The 17029-nt window shown below is 62.3% G+C and carries 15 protein-coding genes; 14 read left to right on the forward strand and 1 reads right to left on the reverse strand.

Features of this window, described 5'->3' with window-relative positions:
* The first annotated feature begins 2 nt into the window (after positions 1-2).
* From K8I61_12760 to K8I61_12810, 11 genes are all read left to right on the forward strand, one after another.
* On the forward strand, positions 3-1346 hold the full coding sequence (locus K8I61_12760; GenBank protein MBZ0272902.1) for a glycosyltransferase family 39 protein: 1344 nt from the start codon (positions 3-5) through the stop codon (positions 1344-1346).
* A 78-nt stretch (positions 1347-1424) separates the two neighbouring features.
* Complete coding sequence (locus K8I61_12765; protein ID MBZ0272903.1) at positions 1425-2978, forward strand: L-glutamate gamma-semialdehyde dehydrogenase; 1554 nt, start codon at positions 1425-1427, stop codon at positions 2976-2978.
* A gap of 8 nt (positions 2979-2986) precedes the next feature.
* Positions 2987-4387, forward strand: coding sequence for a (2Fe-2S)-binding protein (locus K8I61_12770; protein ID MBZ0272904.1), 1401 nt, complete (start codon positions 2987-2989; stop codon positions 4385-4387).
* Complete coding sequence (locus K8I61_12775) at positions 4384-4674, forward strand: (2Fe-2S)-binding protein (GenBank protein MBZ0272905.1); 291 nt, start codon at positions 4384-4386, stop codon at positions 4672-4674. Before K8I61_12770 ends, K8I61_12775 begins: the two co-directional genes overlap by 4 nt.
* A complete protein-coding gene (locus K8I61_12780) occupies positions 4671-5807 on the forward strand; it encodes an FAD-binding oxidoreductase (GenBank protein ID MBZ0272906.1) in 1137 nt (378 codons plus the stop codon). Before K8I61_12775 ends, K8I61_12780 begins: the two co-directional genes overlap by 4 nt.
* 97 nt (positions 5808-5904) lie before the next feature.
* Complete coding sequence (locus tag K8I61_12785) at positions 5905-6639, forward strand: hypothetical protein (protein MBZ0272907.1); 735 nt, start codon at positions 5905-5907, stop codon at positions 6637-6639.
* Positions 6636-7874: a cardiolipin synthase B gene (locus tag K8I61_12790; protein ID MBZ0272908.1), complete on the forward strand. Its 1239-nt coding sequence runs from the start codon at positions 6636-6638 to the stop codon at positions 7872-7874. Before K8I61_12785 ends, K8I61_12790 begins: the two co-directional genes overlap by 4 nt.
* Complete coding sequence (locus K8I61_12795; protein MBZ0272909.1) at positions 7871-8683, forward strand: inositol monophosphatase; 813 nt, start codon at positions 7871-7873, stop codon at positions 8681-8683. Before K8I61_12790 ends, K8I61_12795 begins: the two co-directional genes overlap by 4 nt.
* A complete protein-coding gene (locus tag K8I61_12800) occupies positions 8680-9063 on the forward strand; it encodes a HEPN domain-containing protein (GenBank protein MBZ0272910.1) in 384 nt (127 codons plus the stop codon). Before K8I61_12795 ends, K8I61_12800 begins: the two co-directional genes overlap by 4 nt.
* 301 nt (positions 9064-9364) lie before the next feature.
* The gene (locus tag K8I61_12805; protein ID MBZ0272911.1) at positions 9365-11740 is read left to right on the forward strand and encodes a 3-hydroxyacyl-CoA dehydrogenase/enoyl-CoA hydratase family protein; all 2376 of its coding nucleotides are present in this window, start codon (positions 9365-9367) and stop codon (positions 11738-11740) included.
* A gap of 44 nt (positions 11741-11784) precedes the next feature.
* Complete coding sequence (locus K8I61_12810) at positions 11785-12984, forward strand: thiolase family protein (GenBank protein MBZ0272912.1); 1200 nt, start codon at positions 11785-11787, stop codon at positions 12982-12984.
* Positions 12985-13094: 110 nt separating this feature from the next.
* On the opposite strand, the gene K8I61_12815 is transcribed toward K8I61_12810, so the two are convergent.
* Entirely contained in the window at positions 13095-14306 is a 1212-nt protein-coding gene (locus K8I61_12815) for an ISL3 family transposase (GenBank protein ID MBZ0272913.1), read from the reverse strand.
* 141 nt (positions 14307-14447) lie between these two features.
* Between K8I61_12815 and K8I61_12820 the strand changes: the two genes are divergently transcribed.
* Genes K8I61_12820 through K8I61_12830 form a run of 3 tightly spaced genes read left to right on the forward strand, consistent with a single transcriptional unit; the run spans position 14448 to position 16865 of the window.
* The gene (locus K8I61_12820) at positions 14448-14855 is read left to right on the forward strand and encodes a very short patch repair endonuclease (protein ID MBZ0272914.1); all 408 of its coding nucleotides are present in this window, start codon (positions 14448-14450) and stop codon (positions 14853-14855) included.
* A complete protein-coding gene (locus K8I61_12825; protein ID MBZ0272915.1) occupies positions 14848-16026 on the forward strand; it encodes a DNA cytosine methyltransferase in 1179 nt (392 codons plus the stop codon). The genes K8I61_12820 and K8I61_12825 overlap by 8 nt, the downstream gene beginning before the upstream one ends.
* An 8-nt stretch (positions 16027-16034) precedes the next feature.
* Positions 16035-16865, forward strand: a complete 831-nt coding sequence (locus K8I61_12830; GenBank protein MBZ0272916.1) for an Eco29kI family restriction endonuclease — start codon at positions 16035-16037, stop codon at positions 16863-16865.
* Positions 16866-17029 lie beyond the last annotated feature (164 nt).

Raw genomic sequence — 17029 nt, forward strand, 5'->3', positions numbered from 1 at the left:
GTATGGGGCGCATCCTCGGCTCCCCGCATCCGGCCCGATTCCTCGTCGTCGCCTCGAGCGGTTTTGCTTGCGCGCACCTCACCGGACTTGTCTTGTGGTCGGGCCTCGGGGGCATGGACGCGCCGGAATGGCGCGCGCTCGCCATCGCGCTTGGCGCGGTGATCGCCTGGACAATGGCGATTCTCTTTGCCGTTGACCGTTCCGGCCGCGGTGGCGAACTCGTCACGCGGATCGCGCCTTCCCGGCTTGCGCGGATGGCCGGGTTTGCCACCGTTGCCGCCGCCCTCACGGCGGTGGCGGTGACGATGATTTTCTGGAACGACGAGTCAAGCAACGTCGCCGCCGCGAACTTCCTGATCGAAAAGGGGTTCGCGAATTACTTCGCCTCCTACGCGACGATCAACGACTGGCTTGGCCCGCATCATCCACCGGTGCTGCCGGTGATCTACGCGTCGTATTACGCCGTCTTCGGCGCAAGCGTCGGCCTGGGCCGCGTCCTTGCCGTTGTTTGCTCGCTTCTGGCGCTCGGTGTCGGATATCAGTGGATCACGCATCGCGCCGGTGGGCGCGCGGGTTTTCTTGCCGTCGCGGGCGCGCTATCGATTCCGATGACGCTATTCGCCGGCACGGCCGCGATCCTCGACGCGCCGTTTTTTCTTTTTTTCACGCTCGCCGTCATCGCGTGGGAGCGCTTTCTCGAAAGCCGAACCTATCGCGACGCCATCGTCTGCGGCTTTATCGTCGGCCTCGCGATGCTTTCGCGATACAACGGCGTGCTTTTGCCCGTGCTGTTTTTCGCACAGCTCGTCCTCCTTGGCGAAGAGCGCTCGCGGCTTCGCGACCCGCGCACCTGGGTCGCGCTTGCGACGCCGGCGATCGTCGCGCTGCCGTGGATTCTCGTCGCGGCGGCGAGCGGCACGCTGATGCCGCAGGTCGAGCGCATTCTTTCGTTCGTGCTTATCGCCGTCGTTCCGCCCGGCGGAGCGTTTTATCTGAAACAAATGATCGTCCCGCTATTGCCGTTCATGATCGGCATCTGGAATCTGCCGGTCTGGATTCACGGCGGCATGGCGGCGTGGCGCGATCGCGACGGCGCGCTCGGACGGCGGCTTGTCGTGCTCGCGGCGGTGTACGTGGTCATTCTCGCGGCGACGTTGCCGAATCCGCGCTACATTCTCTCGATCGCGATCCCGCTCGGATATCTGGCCGCGCGCTCGATCGAGGCGGTCGAAATGCGCGAGGGTCGCGGGTTTGCGTACGCGGCGCACCTTCTGGGCCTTACGGCCATTCACGTCGTGTTTGTTCTACATCAAACGAGCGACCGGACGATCTACCTTTTCTATTGACCGCCGATCGCGCGTTTCTTGAAGCGGCGAAATTCGGGTGCTAACGTTTTCCGGTCACGCCGCGCCAGGGAGGAACGCATGCCCTCCGAATTTCGAAACGAGACCTACACCGACTTCACGGACGCCGAAAACCAGAGGGCGTTTCGCGACGCGCTCGATTCGCTGCCGCTTGGCGACGAGCAGGGGCTTGTCATCGCCGGGCGCGAGGTCAAGGCGCGGCGGCGGATCGAAAGCGTCAATCCGTCGCGTCCCGCCGAAATCGTCGGCCGCTTTCCTGTTGCCGAAGCCGCCGAGGCGCGTGCAGCGCTCGACGCGGCCTGGGACGCATTTTCCGCATGGGCCGCGACGCCCGTCGAAATCCGGGCGCAGGTTCTTTTTGATGCGGCCGCGCTCATACGTAAAAACAAGCATCTCTATTCCGCCGCGATGGTCGTTGAGGTCGGAAAGCCCTGGGGCGAGGCCGACGCGGACACCGCGGAGGCGATCGATTTTCTGGAATTCTACGGGCGCCAGGCGCTTGCGCTCCAAGGCAGAACACATGCGTTGACACCGTATCCGGGCGAGCGGCCCGAGCTCTTCTACATTCCGCTCGGCGCCGGCGTCGTGATTCCGCCGTGGAATTTCCCGATGGCGATCGCGCTTGGGATGACGGCCGCCGCGATCGTCGCCGGCAACACGGTCGTCCTCAAACCGTCGAGCGACGCGCCCTTCATCGGCCGGCTGTTTTTCGACGCTCTCGTGGCGTCGGGCATGCCGCCGGGTGTCGTCAACTACCTGCCGGGCGAAGGGCGCACCGCCGGCGAAGAGCTTGTCACGAACGCGCGGACGCGGTTCATCGCCTTCACAGGTTCGCGCGAGGTCGGTCTTGGCATCGTCGAAAAAGCGGGGCGCACCGCCGCCGGCCAGGTGTGGATCAAGCGCGTCATTGCGGAGATGGGCGGCAAGAACGGCATCGTGGTGGACGAGTCGGCCGATGTGGATAGCGCCGCGGCGGGAATTGTGGCGTCCGCGTTCGGGTACGCGGGGCAAAAGTGCTCCGCGTGCAGCCGGGCGATCATCCACCCCGCGGTGTACGATCGCGTGCGCGATGCGGTGGCCGAGCGCGCATCGGCCTTGCGCGTCGGCGATCCGCGCCGCGTCGATACGCAGATGGGGCCGGTCATCAACCGAAATGCCCATGCCAAGACGATGCACTACATCGACATCGGAAAACGCGAGGCGAAGCTGCTCGCCGGCGGCGAGGCCATCGACAACGACGGCGGCTATTACATCGCGCCGACCGTTTTCGAAAACGTCGCGCCGGGATCGACGCTCGATCAGGAAGAAATCTTCGCGCCGGTACTCTCGATCATCAAGACGGACGCAACGGCGTTCGAGGATCTCGTCGCGCTTGCGAATGCGACGGAATACGGCCTGACGGGTGCGGTTTATTCGGCCGATCGGAAACATCTGAATTACGCGCGCGATCACTTTCACGTGGGCAATCTCTACTTCAACCGCAAGTGCACCGGCGCGCTCGTGGACGTGCATCCGTTCGGCGGATTCAATATGAGCGGCACGGACTCCAAGGCCGGCGGGCGCGACTATCTCCTGCTTCTGACGCAAGCCAAATCCGTTTCCGAAAAGATCTGACGGGACGTATGCGACCGCTTGACGCGAGCCCGACGCCGATAAACGCGGCGGCGCGGGGCGAGCCGGTGACGATCACCTTCAACGGGCGCGCGTATCCCGCCTGGGCGAACGAATCCGTCGCGGCGGCGCTTCACGCCAACGGGGTGCTGCGCCTTTCGCGGAGCCTCAAATATCACCGGCCGCGGGGATCGTTCTGCTTCTCGGGCTCGTGCGCCGGCTGCTATCTGACGATCGACGGGCGCGCGGCGGAACCGGCGTGCCTGACAGCGTGCCGCGCGGGCTTGGCGGCTCACGGCGACGGCGCATCGATCGACCCCAAGCGCGGAGCGGATCTGATGTTTCCGCGTTTCATCGATCACCACCACCTGTTCGCGACGAATCCAGCCGCCAACCGCGTGCTTCGCGAGATCGTGCGACGCACGCCTGACGGTATCGCGTTGCCGGATGTGCCTCGCGAACCCGCGTCCCCGGCGCGGCGCGTCGCGTGCGATGTCCTGGTCGTCGGCGCGGGCGCGTCGGGCCTCGCGGCGGCGACGCAAGCCGCAAGCGCGGGGCGACGCGTGATCCTCGTTGACGAAAACGATCGGCCCGGTGGGCGGTTGCTCGACGACGATCGTGCCGAGGCGGCGTCGTATCTTGCCGACGCGCTCTTACGTATCCGCGAAAGTGCGGCGAGCGTGCGGCTCGCGACGCGCGTCTTCGGGCGCTACAAGGAAGGCAACATTGTGGCGCGAGACGCCCAGGGACTGCTTTCGATCGAGGCGTCCGCCGTGATTTTCGCCAACGGTGCGAACGATGAGCCGGCGTTGATCGGGAACAACGATCGGCCCGGCATCATCGCCATGCGCGGAGCGCGGCGCCTGTTCTATGGCTACGCGATATTGCCGGGACGCCGGCCGGCGATCGTCGTTCGCGATGCGCGTTCGGTCGCTTTCGCGCGCGCGCTTTCGGCTTCCGGTGCGACGCTCGAAGCGCTCATCGTTGAAGACAGGGGTGCCCCTATCGAATTCGAGCAAGACAGCGATTATCACGCCGTCGTTTATCGCGGCTATCGCATCGCGCGCGCGACCGGGTTTGGGCGCGTAACTGGACTGCTTGTGCGTTCGACTGACGGCCGCGAGACGAGTATCGACGCGGATGCGATCGTCATCGACCAGCCGCCGGTGCCCGCGTACGAGTTGGCCGCGCAGGCTGGGGTGGCGGTGGAGTTTGATGCCCGGGCTGGGCATTTCGCGATCGTTTCCGACGAAGCAGGGCAAACCGGATCGCCGGGAATGTTCGTCGCGGGCGAACTTGCCGGAATCGACGGCGCGAATGTCGCCGCGTTAGGCGAATCGGGGGAGAGGGCCGCGCGCTCGGCCATCGAATATCTCGCGACGCGCGCCGGCCACGTGGAGATCGACGAATGATGGCCAAGGTCTTTGTCTGCCGCTGCGAAGACGTGACCGAAGAGGAAATCCGCGCCGCGGTGCGCGCGGGACGGCGCGATCTGGAGAGCCTGAAGCGTTATCTCGCCGCGGGCACCGGGCCGTGTCAGGCGCGGCATTGCATGTCCGCGATCGCGCGCGTGCTCGAGGACGAACTCGGTGCGCCGCTTGACGGCACCGCGCCTTTCGTGAGCCGCCCGCCGTTTGCCGCCGCGACGATAGGCGAATTCGCGGCGACCGGCGCGGGCGACGACGGGGATTCACAATGAACGCGCGCGTCGTCATCATCGGCGGCGGCGTCATCGGACTTGCGATCGCGTATCACCTCACACGCGGCGGCGCGAAAAACGTCGTCGTCCTGGATCGCGAACATCTGAACGCCGGGGCGACGGGCCGTTGCGGAGGCGGCGTGCGCCAGCAGTGGTCGAGCGGTTTGAACGTGCGCATCACGCGGCGCGCGGTCGAACTGTTCAAGGCCTTGCCGATCGAGACGGGGCACAACGTCTGGTTTCGCCAGGGCGGCTACCTGTTTCTTGCGAAGTCGCCGGCGCAGCTAGCGAGCCTCGAGACAAACGTGCTTGTCGAGCATGAGTACGGCGCGAAAACGCGCGTTCTCGATGTGCACGAGATCGGCCGCCGCTGGCCGTTCCTGAATCTCGACGGCGTCGCCGGCGGATCGTTCAACGCGGAAGACGGCGTGCTGTTTCCGTTTTCTGTCGTTTGGGCGCTTGCGGAAGGCGTGCGCCAGCACGGCGGCGAGGTGCGAACGCACGTGGAGGTGACGGGACTCGACACGGCGGGCAACCGCGTCACCCGCGTGCGCACGAACGCGGGCGATATCGACGCTGACATCGTCATCAACGCGGCGGGGGCGTGGTCGCCGGCGATCGCATCGATGGCCGGCGTTAGACTTCCGAACTACGCCGAAAAACACGAGGCGATCGTCACCGAACCGCTGCGCCCGTTCCTCGATCCGAATGTCGTGCCGATGGACAGTGGCGTTTGGATTTCCCAGACGATGCGCGGCGAAATCTACGCGTGCCTTGGCGTCGACAAGGGCCCCGCGAACGATTACGACCCGACGTGGAAATTCATCCGCACAATCAGCCGGCGCCTCGTGGAACTCATCCCGCGCCTTTCCGGCGTGAAGGTCTTGCGCCAGTGGGGCGGTTTCTACGACGTGACGCCGGACGCCAACCCGATCGTCGGCCACGCCGCGCCGTACGAAAATTTCTGGCAGTGCCACGGATTCGTCGGGCACGGATTCATGATGGCGCCGGCGGTCGGCGAGATTGTCGCCGCGCGCATCCTTCGCGGCACGGACGACGAAATCTTTTGGGCGTGGCGGCTTTCGCGGTTTGAAGAGGGCGAAACGCGGCGCGAGACGATGATCATCGGTTAGCGGCGCCGCGTTTTCTCGGGCGTCTTTCGCGCGCTTGATTTACACCGCGCGCGTTTTTGCCTACGTTTTGCGCGCAACCCGCTCCCGGATTCGCCCCATGCAACGCACCGTGTCTTTCGCCGCCTTCCTGGTTGTTGTACTCGCGTTTTCCGCCTTCGCCGCGGACGACATCCACATCGAGGAGTCGCTCGAGACGACGACGACCGACGCGCAGCCGACGTTGAGCGGCACGATCGAGACCTGGATTTCCGGCGACAAGATGCGCGTGGAGAGCTTCGGCCGCGACGTCGTGATCTACCGCGCCGACAAGAAATTGATCTATCGCTTCCATGAGCCGTCGAAAACCTATGTCGAGTTGCCGATGCACGTCGCGCGCAAGCAGGCCGAAACGGAGATGCAGGGGTTCGTGGGCCTGGACGACAGGCCGGCGTCGGCGATTTTTCGCGCGACCGGGCGCGATTTGAAACTAGGTAAATTCGACTGTAAGGAGCTTGAACTTCAGGTGACGCAGGTCGTCGGACCCGGCATCACAAAGCAGGAGCGCCGGTGCGTTTCCGAAAAAGCGGCGGGCGGCGTCGCGACGCTGGAGCGCGTCTTTCGCATCTCGATGGGCGGCGAATTGCCGCCATCGGCGCAAAAGATCCTCGACGGCCTGCGCGCGGCGGGCGGATATCCCGTGCAGCAGGTCAGCGTGACGGACGACGGCGCGCGCCGGATCACATCGACCAAGACGCTGCGCGGCTACCACGAGCAGAAGCTCGATCCGGTGCTGTTTGAAGTCCCGAACGGCTACCGAAAGGTCGAACTGCCGCCTGGGGTCGTGACGCGTTGATCGCCCGGGCGACCGCGCTTGCGCTGATTCTCGCCGCAAGCGCCTGTGCGTCCGTTCAATGGGGCTACTACCGCACGAGCGTCGCGGTGAAGGATCCGGCCTTTCCAACGATCATGGCCGCGCTTGCCGACGGGCCGATGACCGGCGGCAATGATGTGCGCATTCTCGTCAACGGCGACGAAATTTTCGACGCGATGCTCGAGGCGATCCGCGGGGCGACGCAAACCGTTCACCTGGAGTCGTACATCATCAAGGAAGACGCAATCGGACGCCGCTTCATCGACGCGCTCATCGAGCGTGCCAGGGCCGGCGTGCGCGTGCGCGTCATCACCGATCCGTTCGGCGACGATCTGAGCCCGGCCACCAAGGAGCGCATGCGCGCGGCCGGCGTCGAGATCGTGGTATTCAATCCCTTCAACTGGTTTCATCCCCTCGAAAGCAACCTGCGTTCGCACCGCAAGAATCTTGTCGTGGACGGGCGCATCGGGTTTGCCGGCGGCGTCGGCATCGACGAGCGTTGGGCGGGCAATGCCGAAAAGCGCGGAGAATGGCGAGAGACGCATGTGCGCGTCGAGGGCCCCGTCGTCGCCCAGATGCAGCGCCTTTTCGCGGAGACCTGGCGCATGCAGACGGGGGAGCTCCTGGACGATCCAGGTTTGTATCCACGCCTTGAGCCGGCCGGGCACGCGATGGCCGCGGTCGTCGGCGAATGGCGCGCGGACAACTGGTCCAATATCCGCGAGATGTTCTTGCTGGCGCTGGCCGCCGCGCGCGAGCGGTGCTGGATGAATATCGCCTATTTCAGCCCCGACCCCGACTTCATGCGGGCGCTTCGCGAAACGGTCGAACGCGGCGTCGACGTGCGGCTTATCACCACCGGCACGGAATCGGATATGTACGCGAACTGGCTTCTCGCACAGAAAAACTACGGCCGCCTTCTGGAGACCGGTCTGCATATCTACGAGTACACCGGTACGAACATGCACGCGAAATCCGTCGTGGCCGACGGGCTGTTTTCGACGATCGGTTCGGCGAACTTCGACAACCGGACATTCAATTACAATCTCGAGATCAATCTGGTCTTTCTCGACGAAAAGGTCGCGGGCGAACTCGAGGAGCTGTTCCTTCGCGACCTCGCGCGTTCCGTGGAGGTCAGCTATCACGACTGGAAGCGCCGGCCGGTTTCGCGGCGCTTTTTTGAACAAATGGTCGGCGTCATCGAGGGATGGATGTGACAACCCCCATCACCCCCGCGTTGCTGATCCCGCGCGTCGTCGCCATCGCGAAAGAAGCGGGCGCGTTTCTCGCCTCGCGCGCGGGAATCAGCCGCATCGAGCACAAGGGCGAGATCAACCTCGTCACCGAGGCCGACATCGCCTGCGAGCGGCTGTTGCGGGACCGCCTGCTCGCGCTTGTTCCCGGTAGCTCGTTTTTCGCGGAAGAAGAGGGCGGCGAGCGCACCGGCGAGTGGCAGTGGGTCGTCGATCCGCTCGATGGCACGAACAACTTCGCGCACGGCATCCCGATCTGGTGCGTTTCGATCGCGCTTCGAAACGGCGGCGAGGTGGTGCTGGGCGTCGTCCACGTGCCGCCGTTTGGCGAGACCTTCACGGCGACCAAGGGCGGCGGCGCGTACTTAAACGGCGAGCCGATCCGCGCGAGCGCGACAGGGCGTCTGATCGAAAGTGTCGTCGCGACGGGGTTCGCGTATGACAGGCGCACGAACCCGCAAAACAATCTCGATCACTTCCGCGAGATGGCGCTTGAGGTGCAGGGCCTGCGCCGATGCGGCAGCGCCGCGATCGACCTGTGCTGGCTTGCCGCCGGGCGGTTCGACGGCTTCTGGGAGCTTCGCCTGGGAACGTGGGATGTCGACGCGGGCATCCTCATCGTTCGCGAGGCCGGCGGGCGCGTGACGGATTTCGGAGGGGAGCCTCCGGCGGACCCGCCGCCACACCTCCTGGCCACGAACGGCCATTTGCACGACGAGATGATGTCCGTACTCGCCCGCCATCCCGCCTGGAAAAGAGGGACGCCGCCATGATGGATGTCGTGGTCAAATACGTGGAAGCCTGCCGCGACGACCTCGACGCGGCGCGCGCGCTCATCGACGCGAATCGCGCGTTTTACGCGCCGTTCTTGTGCCACCAGGCGCTCTATAAGGCGCTGCGTGGGCTGTATCTGGAGCGCCGGAACTCGTACCCGATTGCGGAGCCGCGCCTCGATCGGCTGGCTGACGCCGCCGGCGCGGGCGACCTGGTGTCCGGCGCGGATCGGGAATTCCTGCGCGAGCTCTCGATGTATCCGGAGGTCGTGGAGCACCCGGTGTATCGCGTCAAGCTGTTGGAACACGCGAAAAATGCTGGCGAAATCGAGAAAAGGGCGCGAGATCTGGCCGAGCGCGTTGTCGCGGCGCTGGGGTAGCGCGACCGAGGCACCGGCCCGGCCGATGTCGCGGAATCGTTTGTGCGCTGACGGCAATCCTGGCCGCCCGGCGAATCATGTTGCAGTGCGTCAAAATGGCTTGTCGCCGGGCGGGGGGCATGCTATTGAATGAAGGCTCATTCATGACGTGGGTCATGCGTGAGCCCTTGCCGCGGCGATCGCCGCGGGCCACGGTCGGGGTGAGATTTCCTCGCAGGTTCTCCATCAACTCAAAGCCGCCGCGAGCCGCGACTTTTTCGCGCGGACACATCGCCGGCATCGTCATGGAAGGAGTGAGCGCATGGGTCGCACGATCGGAAAGGTCGCCGTGTTGGGATCGGGCGTCATGGGCTCGGGTATCGCCGCCCATCTCGCCGGTTGCGGTTATCCCGTCCTGATGCTCGACATCACGCCCTCAAAGGCCGGTGAAACGCCCGCCAAGACGCCCGCCGAACGCAATCGGATCGCGGCGGCGAGCGTCGAGGGCATGAAAAAGGCGCGCCCGCCAAAACTATTCTCGAAAAACGACCTCGCGCGGATCGAGATCGGCAACTTCGAGGACCACATCAGCCGTATCGCCGAGTGCGACTGGATCATCGAGGCGATCGTCGAGGACCTCGCACCCAAGAAGGAAATCCTCGCCCTTGTCGATAAACATCGCCGCAAGGATGCGATCGTCACGACGAACACCTCCGGCATCTCCGTCGAGAAGATGGTCGAGGATTGCTCGGACGACATGAAGAGGCATTTCCTCGGAACGCACTTTTTCAACCCCGTCCGCTTCATGAAGCTGCTCGAAATCATTCCGCATCCGAAATCGGATCCGGAGGTGGTCAAATTCGCGGCGGACTTCTGCGCGAACGAGCTCGGAAAAGGCGTCGTCTGGTGCAAGGACACGCCGAATTTCATCGCCAACCGCATCGGGATGCACGCGATCTGCGTCACGATGAACGAAATGGTCGAGCGCGGCCTGCGTATCGAGGAGGTCGACGCGATCGTCGGCGAGCCGCTTGGCCGCCCCCGTTCCGCCGCCTTCCGAACCTCCGACCTCGTCGGCCTGGACACAATGAATCACGTCGCGGCCACGGTTTACAACAATTGCGCGGGCGATGAGGAGCGCGAGGTTTTCCGGATGCCGGCGTTCGTCGGCAAGCTCATCGAGCAGGGCAAGCTCGGCGACAAGACCGGCTCGGGCTTTTACGGGCGCAAGGGTAAGGAAAAGCTGGTCGTCAACCCGCAAACGCTCGAATACGAACCGGTGCAACAGGTGGAGCTTGCGTCCGTCGCCTCGGCGATGGAGGTGAAAAAGCTGCCCGATCGCGTCAAGCGCGTCGTGTTCGGCGACGACAAGGCGGCCGAATTCGCGCGTGCCGTGGCTTTTCGCGGCCTGATCTACGCGGCCAATCGCATCCCGGAGATCGCCGATTCGATCGTCGAGGTCGATAACGCGATGCAGTGGGGCTTCAACTGGCAGGCCGGGCCGTTCCGCACGTGGGACGCGATCGGGCTTGCGGAATCGGTCGCGCGCATGAAGGCCGAGGGTTACAACGTTCCGGCGAAGATCACGGAGATGCTCGCCAAGGGCAACACCGTCTTCTACAAAACCGAGGGCGGCAAGGACTTCGCCTACGACCTGCTGGAACACCGCTACGTGGAAATCGCGAAGGATCCGCAGGTCATCATCCTCAAGGATCTGCCGAAAGAATCCGTCTTCGAAAAGAACGACGGCGCGACGATTCGCGACATCGGCGACGGCATCGCTTGCCTCGAGTTCCACACGAAAATGAACTCGATCGACCCGGACATCATCGCCATGATGGAGCGTTGCGCCGACCTGCTCGACGAGGGTCGATTCGAGGGGCTCGTCGTCGCCAACGACGCGACGGACTTTTGCGTCGGCGCCAATCTTTTCATCGCGCTTGTCGCGGTCAACAACGGCGAATACGGCCAAGTCGAGGAAGGGCTCAAGCGGTTCCAGGACGCGACGATGCGCCTGAAGTATTCGCCGCGCCCGGTCGTCGTCGCGCCCACCGGCAAGACGCTCGGCGGCGGCGCGGAGCTTTGCCTCATGGCCGACCGCATCGCGGGTCACGCGGAGACATACATGGGCCTCATCGAAGTCGGCGTGGGCCTCATCCCCGCCGGCGGCGGCACGAAAGAAATGACGTTGCGCGCCACCGAGAATCTGCCGGGCAACCCCGTGCCGCTTCTGCCGTACGCGCAAAAGGCGTTCGAGGCGATCGCCATGGCAAAGGTCTCGGTCGGCTTCAAGGAAGCCGTCGATATCGGTCTCGCGCGGCCCTCCGACGTGTTTATCCCGAGCCGCGACCTGCTGATCCACGAAGCGAAAACCATCGCGAAGTCGTTGCTCGCCGCGGGCTACCAGAAAGGCCAGCCGCGCACGGACATCGTCGTCGCGGGCGAGTCCGCCAAGGCCGCGTTCCTCATCGCGGTGGACGGCATGAAACGCGCGGGCTGGGTGTCCGACCACGACGTGAAGATCGCGGGCAAGGTCGCGCACATCGTCGCGGGCGGAAAGCGCGCCGAGGGTCAGACAATCTCGGAGCAGGAGTTGCTCGACATGGAGCGCGAGGCGTTCATGAGCTTGATCGGCGAAGAAAAGACGCAGGCGCGCATGCAGCACATGCTGATGAACGGAAAGCCGCTGCGTAACTAGGAATCACCATCCGCGGCGGATGCGTCGCGTAAGGAGAAAAAATCATGAGAGAAGCGCTGATTGTTTCCGCCTGCCGGACGGCCGTGGGGCGCGCCAAGCGCGGATCGCTCGTGGATACGCGGCCGGACGACATGGGCGCGGTGGTCATGAGCGAGGCGATCAAGCGGGCCGGCGTCGATCCGGAAATCGTCGAGGACGCGCACATCGGCTGCGCCATGCCGGAAGGCGAGCAGGGCATGAACGTCGCCCGCATCGCGGTGCTGCGCGCGGGCTTGCCGCACACGGTTTCCGCGGTGACGGTCAACCGGTTCTGCGCGTCCGGGTTGCAGGCGGTGTGGGGCGCGACCAATGCGATTCAGTCGGGCTCATGCGACGTGAGCCTCGCCGGCGGTACGGAGTCGATGTCGATGGTGCCGATGGGCGGCAACAAGATCGTGCCGAATCCGTGGCTCGCCGAAAACTATCCCGCCGCATACATCAGCATGGGACAGACGGCCGAAAACGTGGCGGCCAAGCGCGGCATCACGCGTGAGGAGCAGGACCGGTTCGCCCTGCGCTCCAACGAAAATGCGCTCAAGGCCAACGCGTCAGGTGCGTTCAAGGAGCAGATCGTTCCGCTTAAGACCTTCAAGTACGACGGCCTTGGCGGCGTGAAGGAATTCACGTTCGACGTCGACGAAGGACCGCGCGAATCCACGCTCGAGGGGCTTTCGTCGCTCAAGCCCGCGTTCGTCAACCCGGCGCTCGCGGACCAGGGATTCGGTACGGTCACGGCGGGTAACTCGTCGCAGATGTCCGACGGCGCCGCGGCGCTGCTGCTTGTCGAGGGCAAGAAGGCGGCGGCGCTGAACCTTTCGCCGCTGGCCGCGCTGCGCGGATTTGTCGTCGCGGGACTCGATCCGGAGTACATGGGCGAGGGGCCCGCGTTCGCGATCCCCAAGCTCATCGAACGCTACGGCAAGCAGTTTGGCATCAAACTCGATGACATCGACGTTTTCGAGATCAACGAGGCGTTCGCCTCGCAGGCCGTGTACAGCGTGAAACACGTCGGCATCGATCCGGACAAGGTCAATCCGAACGGCGGCGCGATCGCGCTTGGGCATCCGCTCGGTTGCACCGGCGCCAAGCTCTCGACGCAGGTCGTTTACTGGCTTCGCGACAACAAGAAAAAGTGGGGCGTCGTCTCGATGTGCATCGGCGGCGGCATGGGCGCCGCGGGCCTGTTCGAGAACCTTACGCTCTAGTCATTCGACCAGACGCGAACGCAGACGGCGGCGCCGCAAGGCCCCGCCGTTTTGTTTTCATCGGGAAATTCACGCCGGAAATTGGGTTCATCGCGGATTCCCGTACGTCATCATCCGACCATCTCGTAGCGTGACTCGTGGAGGGCGAGGATTTTCAGCTTGAAAAACTCGCGGTCGCGGAATCCGTAGGCTTGTCGTTTGAGCGTTTTGATTTTGTTGTTGGTCCCTTCGAGGGCGGCGGTGGAGATGGGGTGGTCGTACCAGGCGAGGAGGCCGAAGCGATGGTAGGCCAGGGTGCGGGCCATGTCTTTGAGGGTTTTCACGTCGGAGCCGTCGGCCCATCGCACCCACTGGTCGAGGAAGCGGGCGGCGGCCTTTTTGTCCTGTTGCTCCCAGAACAGTCGCAGTTGCTCTTTCAGGTAGTACGCCCGGGCCAGCGGCTCATTGAATTTCAGCGCGTCTTCCAGGCGGCGGGCTTCCTGCCGCGTCGGGTTCAGATTCTCGGGGTTTTTCATCAGGAGCCAACGCACCCCTTTGAGCATTTGCCGGCCCATCGCGTCGGCTTCCCGCGCGAGTTTCCGCCGAAGCTCCGAGAGTTTCTCGTTGAACAGCTTCACGACGTGAAAGCGGTCAAAGACGATGGCTGCGCCGGGAAGGTGCGTCATGGCCGAAGCCCAATACGCCGGGGCCAGGTCCGTCGCGACCGCCTTGATCCGCGCGCCGGCGCGTTTGAGCCTGGCCCAGAAGGGCGCAAGCGCATCGGCGCCTTTCCCGTCCCCGACAAACACCACCGCTCCCGTATCCAGGTCGAGCACCACCGTCAGGTACTTGCGTCCCTTCCGCTCGGCGATCTCGTCGATCGCGATCCGCTTGAGCTTCCGCAGCGGAATGCGCCGGAATCGCCGCCGCAGGTAGCGCTTCTGGATGTCCTTCACCACGTGCCATCCGATGGAAAGGTGACGGGCGACCGACTGGATCGTCATGTGCCGGGAGAGCTCCAGCACGAAGCGCTCGAAGCTCCGCGTGAAGCGGCGATGCTCATCCGCGAAAGACAGACGGACCTGCCGAACCGCGCCACACGCCCGGCATTCCAACCGAGGTACCGCGTAACGCAGAACGATCACCTGCCTCCCGATCGGAGGCGCCAGAAATTCCCGCGGCACATTCCCGCGACGGATCACCGCCCGAGACCCGCACAACGAACATCCAAGACGAATCGTCGTCGCCTCCATCTCCATGACGCAGCGACCCCCGTGAAATCGAAGCCCACTTACCCGATAGCCCCACACCCCAAGACCGTGGTACAAGAAATCGTCGGACATCGCCCACCCCTTTCGGTTCGAGTTTCTGCAACCCGAAAGGTAAGCCTTGTCCGACTTTTTCGCTCTTCACGTACGGGAATCCGCGAAGAACCGGAATTTTGCAAGTTTAAGTACCGGAGATATTGCGAGAGGATTTCGCGATTGGACACGCTGTCATTGAAAGAGCGCTCGGAACGCATGGCGCGTGTGCGTGCCAAGGATACGAAACCGGAAATGCTCGTCCGAAGTCTTGCGCACTCTCTTGGATATCGATACCGTCTCCATGCTCGCGATTTGCCTGGATGTCCTGATCTGGTTTTCAGACGACGACGAAAAGTTATTTTCGTAAACGGTTGCTTTTGGCATCGCCACGCTCGTTGCGCTCTAGCGCGATTGCCGAAATCCCGACGTGAGTTTTGGGTGCCCAAGCTCGAAGCCAACAAAGCACGCGACAGGCGTATTAGACGCGCTCTTCAAAGAAACGGTTGGAAGGTATTGACGATTTGGGAATGTCAGATTAAGGACATTGAGAAGCTGAGCCGAAATTTACGGAGATTCCTCGATGCGTAGCGTCGAACTGTTCGCCGGGGCGGGCGGGCTCGCCCTTGGAATGAAAAACGCCGGATTTAACCACGCGCTACTTGTCGAACGCGACCATAGTGCATGCGAAACATTTCGCCAGAATAGGGCACACTATTCCGGTCAAAAATCAAGGTGGCCTCTTAGGGAACATGACGTAAGTGAGATCGACTATGCGAAATTGCGGAATATTTATGTCGTTTCCGGCGGCCCTCCATGCCAGCCATTCTCTCTTGGCGGAAAACATCGCGGCTTTATGGACAAGCGCGACATGTTCCCCGAGGCTGTCAGAGCCATCCGAGAGCTTCGGCCACGGGCGTTCATCTTCGAAAATGTCAAGGGACTTTTAAGGCAAACATTCGCAAGTTATTTCGAATATATACTTCTACAGCTTACGCATCCAAGTTTCAAAAGGCGAGCTTCCGAGGGCTGGTCGGAACACCGTGACCGCCTAGAAAAGCATCAAACTTCGCGTCGTGGCCGCTCGGAGTACAATGTCGTATTCCGATTGCTGAACGCCGCCGACTTTGGGGTACCGCAACGTCGCGAGCGCGTTTTTATTGTCGGATTTCGCTCGGATTTGGGCATCCGATGGAGTTTTCCCGAAGGCACGCATTCCGAAGCGGTGCTTTTTCGATCACAATGGATTAGCGGCGAGTATTGGGAGAATCATCGAATACCGGGCAAATTTCGTCCAACCTTAACCGATCGCATTCGAATTCGTGTTGAGAAGCTGTCGCGCAATCCGGCGCTTGAATTTGGGAAGAAGCCATGGCGCACCGTCCGAGACGCGATACACGATCTGCCAGACCCCGAAAAAACTTCTCGTAACGATTATCTAAATCATACATTCGTGCCCGGGGCGCGTATTTACAGAGGGCATACCGGAAGCCCATTCGATGAGCCGGCAAAGACGCTAAAAGCTGGCGATCATGGTGTACCTGGCGGTGAGAATATGTTAGCTCGCGCGGATGGTTCGGTTCGCTATTTCACGGTTCGCGAGGCGGCACGTTTGCAGACGTTCCCGGACACGTACGAATTTCCAGTCGTTTGGACAGAATCCATGAGGCAACTTGGAAATGCCGTTCCGGTTGCGTTAAGCGAAACGATAGCAACATCAGTCGCAAAGACCCTCAAGTCTCAGACAGTCTGCGAAGAGTGACGCCTAAAATGTCACGCGAAATTGAAAACATAGCTGCGCAGCTTCGGGACCTTTCGGAACGGCTCGCTGCGGAAGAAACCACGAGCCTAACCGCGCCGCGCGCCCGTAAAGCTCGCAGGACGATTGCCGCAGCTTATGAAAAAATCCGCATTGTTCTAGACGATCTCGATCCCATTAAGCACCCCGGGTACGTATTCAAACCATCGAATCCGGAGGTTGCTGGACGAATTATTGGAGTCGCATTGATCGCTCAACCACGCAAACCCATGGAGGCGATCGCGAGATTTTACGGATCCGGTGTCTATGCTCTTTATTATCGCGGTAATTTTCATGCGTATAAACGAATTTCAGGAATGGAACATCCCATTTATATTGGAAAGGCAGACCCTGCTAAACCAAACAGTGAAACAGCGCTTGAACAGGGTGATCGCCTTGCGAGGCGACTTAAAGAACATAGTAAAAATCTTGTGAAAGTGAGTACGACGCTCAATCTGAACGATTTCGAATATCGCGCCCTAGTGGTGCAAACTGGCTATCAATCGGCTGCGGAAGAGTATTTGATCAATCTTTTTAAGCCCATTTGGAATAAAGAGATCGAAATATGTTACGGCTTTGGTAAACACGGGGACTCTCCGGATACGCGCGCAAATTTACGTTCTCCTTGGGACACGCTCCACCCCGGACGCGAATGGGCTCACCGAGATCCGAACATGAAGGATGCTCGTTTGCAATCAACTTTGATACAAGCGATTGCGGCACATTTCGCGAAATATCCACCGCTGCGGTCGGTTGACGAAATTCTGCGAAGATTTCTCGATGAAATGCGCGAGATTTCTTAGGACCTTATTTTGCAGACGTAAGAAATCAGATCGGCGACGTCGCGACGGCATGCCGATTTTTTTGGCGGTTGATACGTGTGTGACGGCTGGATTTTCCGAACGCGCGGCGCTAACAGTATTCGATGTAAGCCTTTTATATTATGTGCGAGCGTTACGCTCCCCGG

Source organism: bacterium (genome assembly GCA_019912885.1).
Taxonomy (GTDB): domain Bacteria; phylum Lernaellota; class Lernaellaia; order JACKCT01; family JACKCT01; genus JAIOHV01.

Coding starts and splice junctions, on each gene's coding strand:
- K8I61_12760 (MBZ0272902.1), top strand. CDS start 3: ATGGGGCGCATCCTCGGCTCCCCGCATCCGGCCCGATTCCTCGTCGTC.
- K8I61_12765 (MBZ0272903.1), top strand. CDS start 1,425: ATGCCCTCCGAATTTCGAAACGAGACCTACACCGACTTCACGGACGCC.
- K8I61_12770 (MBZ0272904.1), top strand. CDS start 2,987: ATGCGACCGCTTGACGCGAGCCCGACGCCGATAAACGCGGCGGCGCGG.
- K8I61_12775 (MBZ0272905.1), top strand. CDS start 4,384: ATGATGGCCAAGGTCTTTGTCTGCCGCTGCGAAGACGTGACCGAAGAG.
- K8I61_12780 (MBZ0272906.1), top strand. CDS start 4,671: ATGAACGCGCGCGTCGTCATCATCGGCGGCGGCGTCATCGGACTTGCG.
- K8I61_12785 (MBZ0272907.1), top strand. CDS start 5,905: ATGCAACGCACCGTGTCTTTCGCCGCCTTCCTGGTTGTTGTACTCGCG.
- K8I61_12800 (MBZ0272910.1), top strand. CDS start 8,680: ATGATGGATGTCGTGGTCAAATACGTGGAAGCCTGCCGCGACGACCTC.
- K8I61_12805 (MBZ0272911.1), top strand. CDS start 9,365: ATGGGTCGCACGATCGGAAAGGTCGCCGTGTTGGGATCGGGCGTCATG.
- K8I61_12810 (MBZ0272912.1), top strand. CDS start 11,785: ATGAGAGAAGCGCTGATTGTTTCCGCCTGCCGGACGGCCGTGGGGCGC.
- K8I61_12815 (MBZ0272913.1), bottom strand. CDS start 14,306: ATGTCCGACGATTTCTTGTACCACGGTCTTGGGGTGTGGGGCTATCGG.
- K8I61_12825 (MBZ0272915.1), top strand. CDS start 14,848: ATGCGTAGCGTCGAACTGTTCGCCGGGGCGGGCGGGCTCGCCCTTGGA.
- K8I61_12830 (MBZ0272916.1), top strand. CDS start 16,035: ATGTCACGCGAAATTGAAAACATAGCTGCGCAGCTTCGGGACCTTTCG.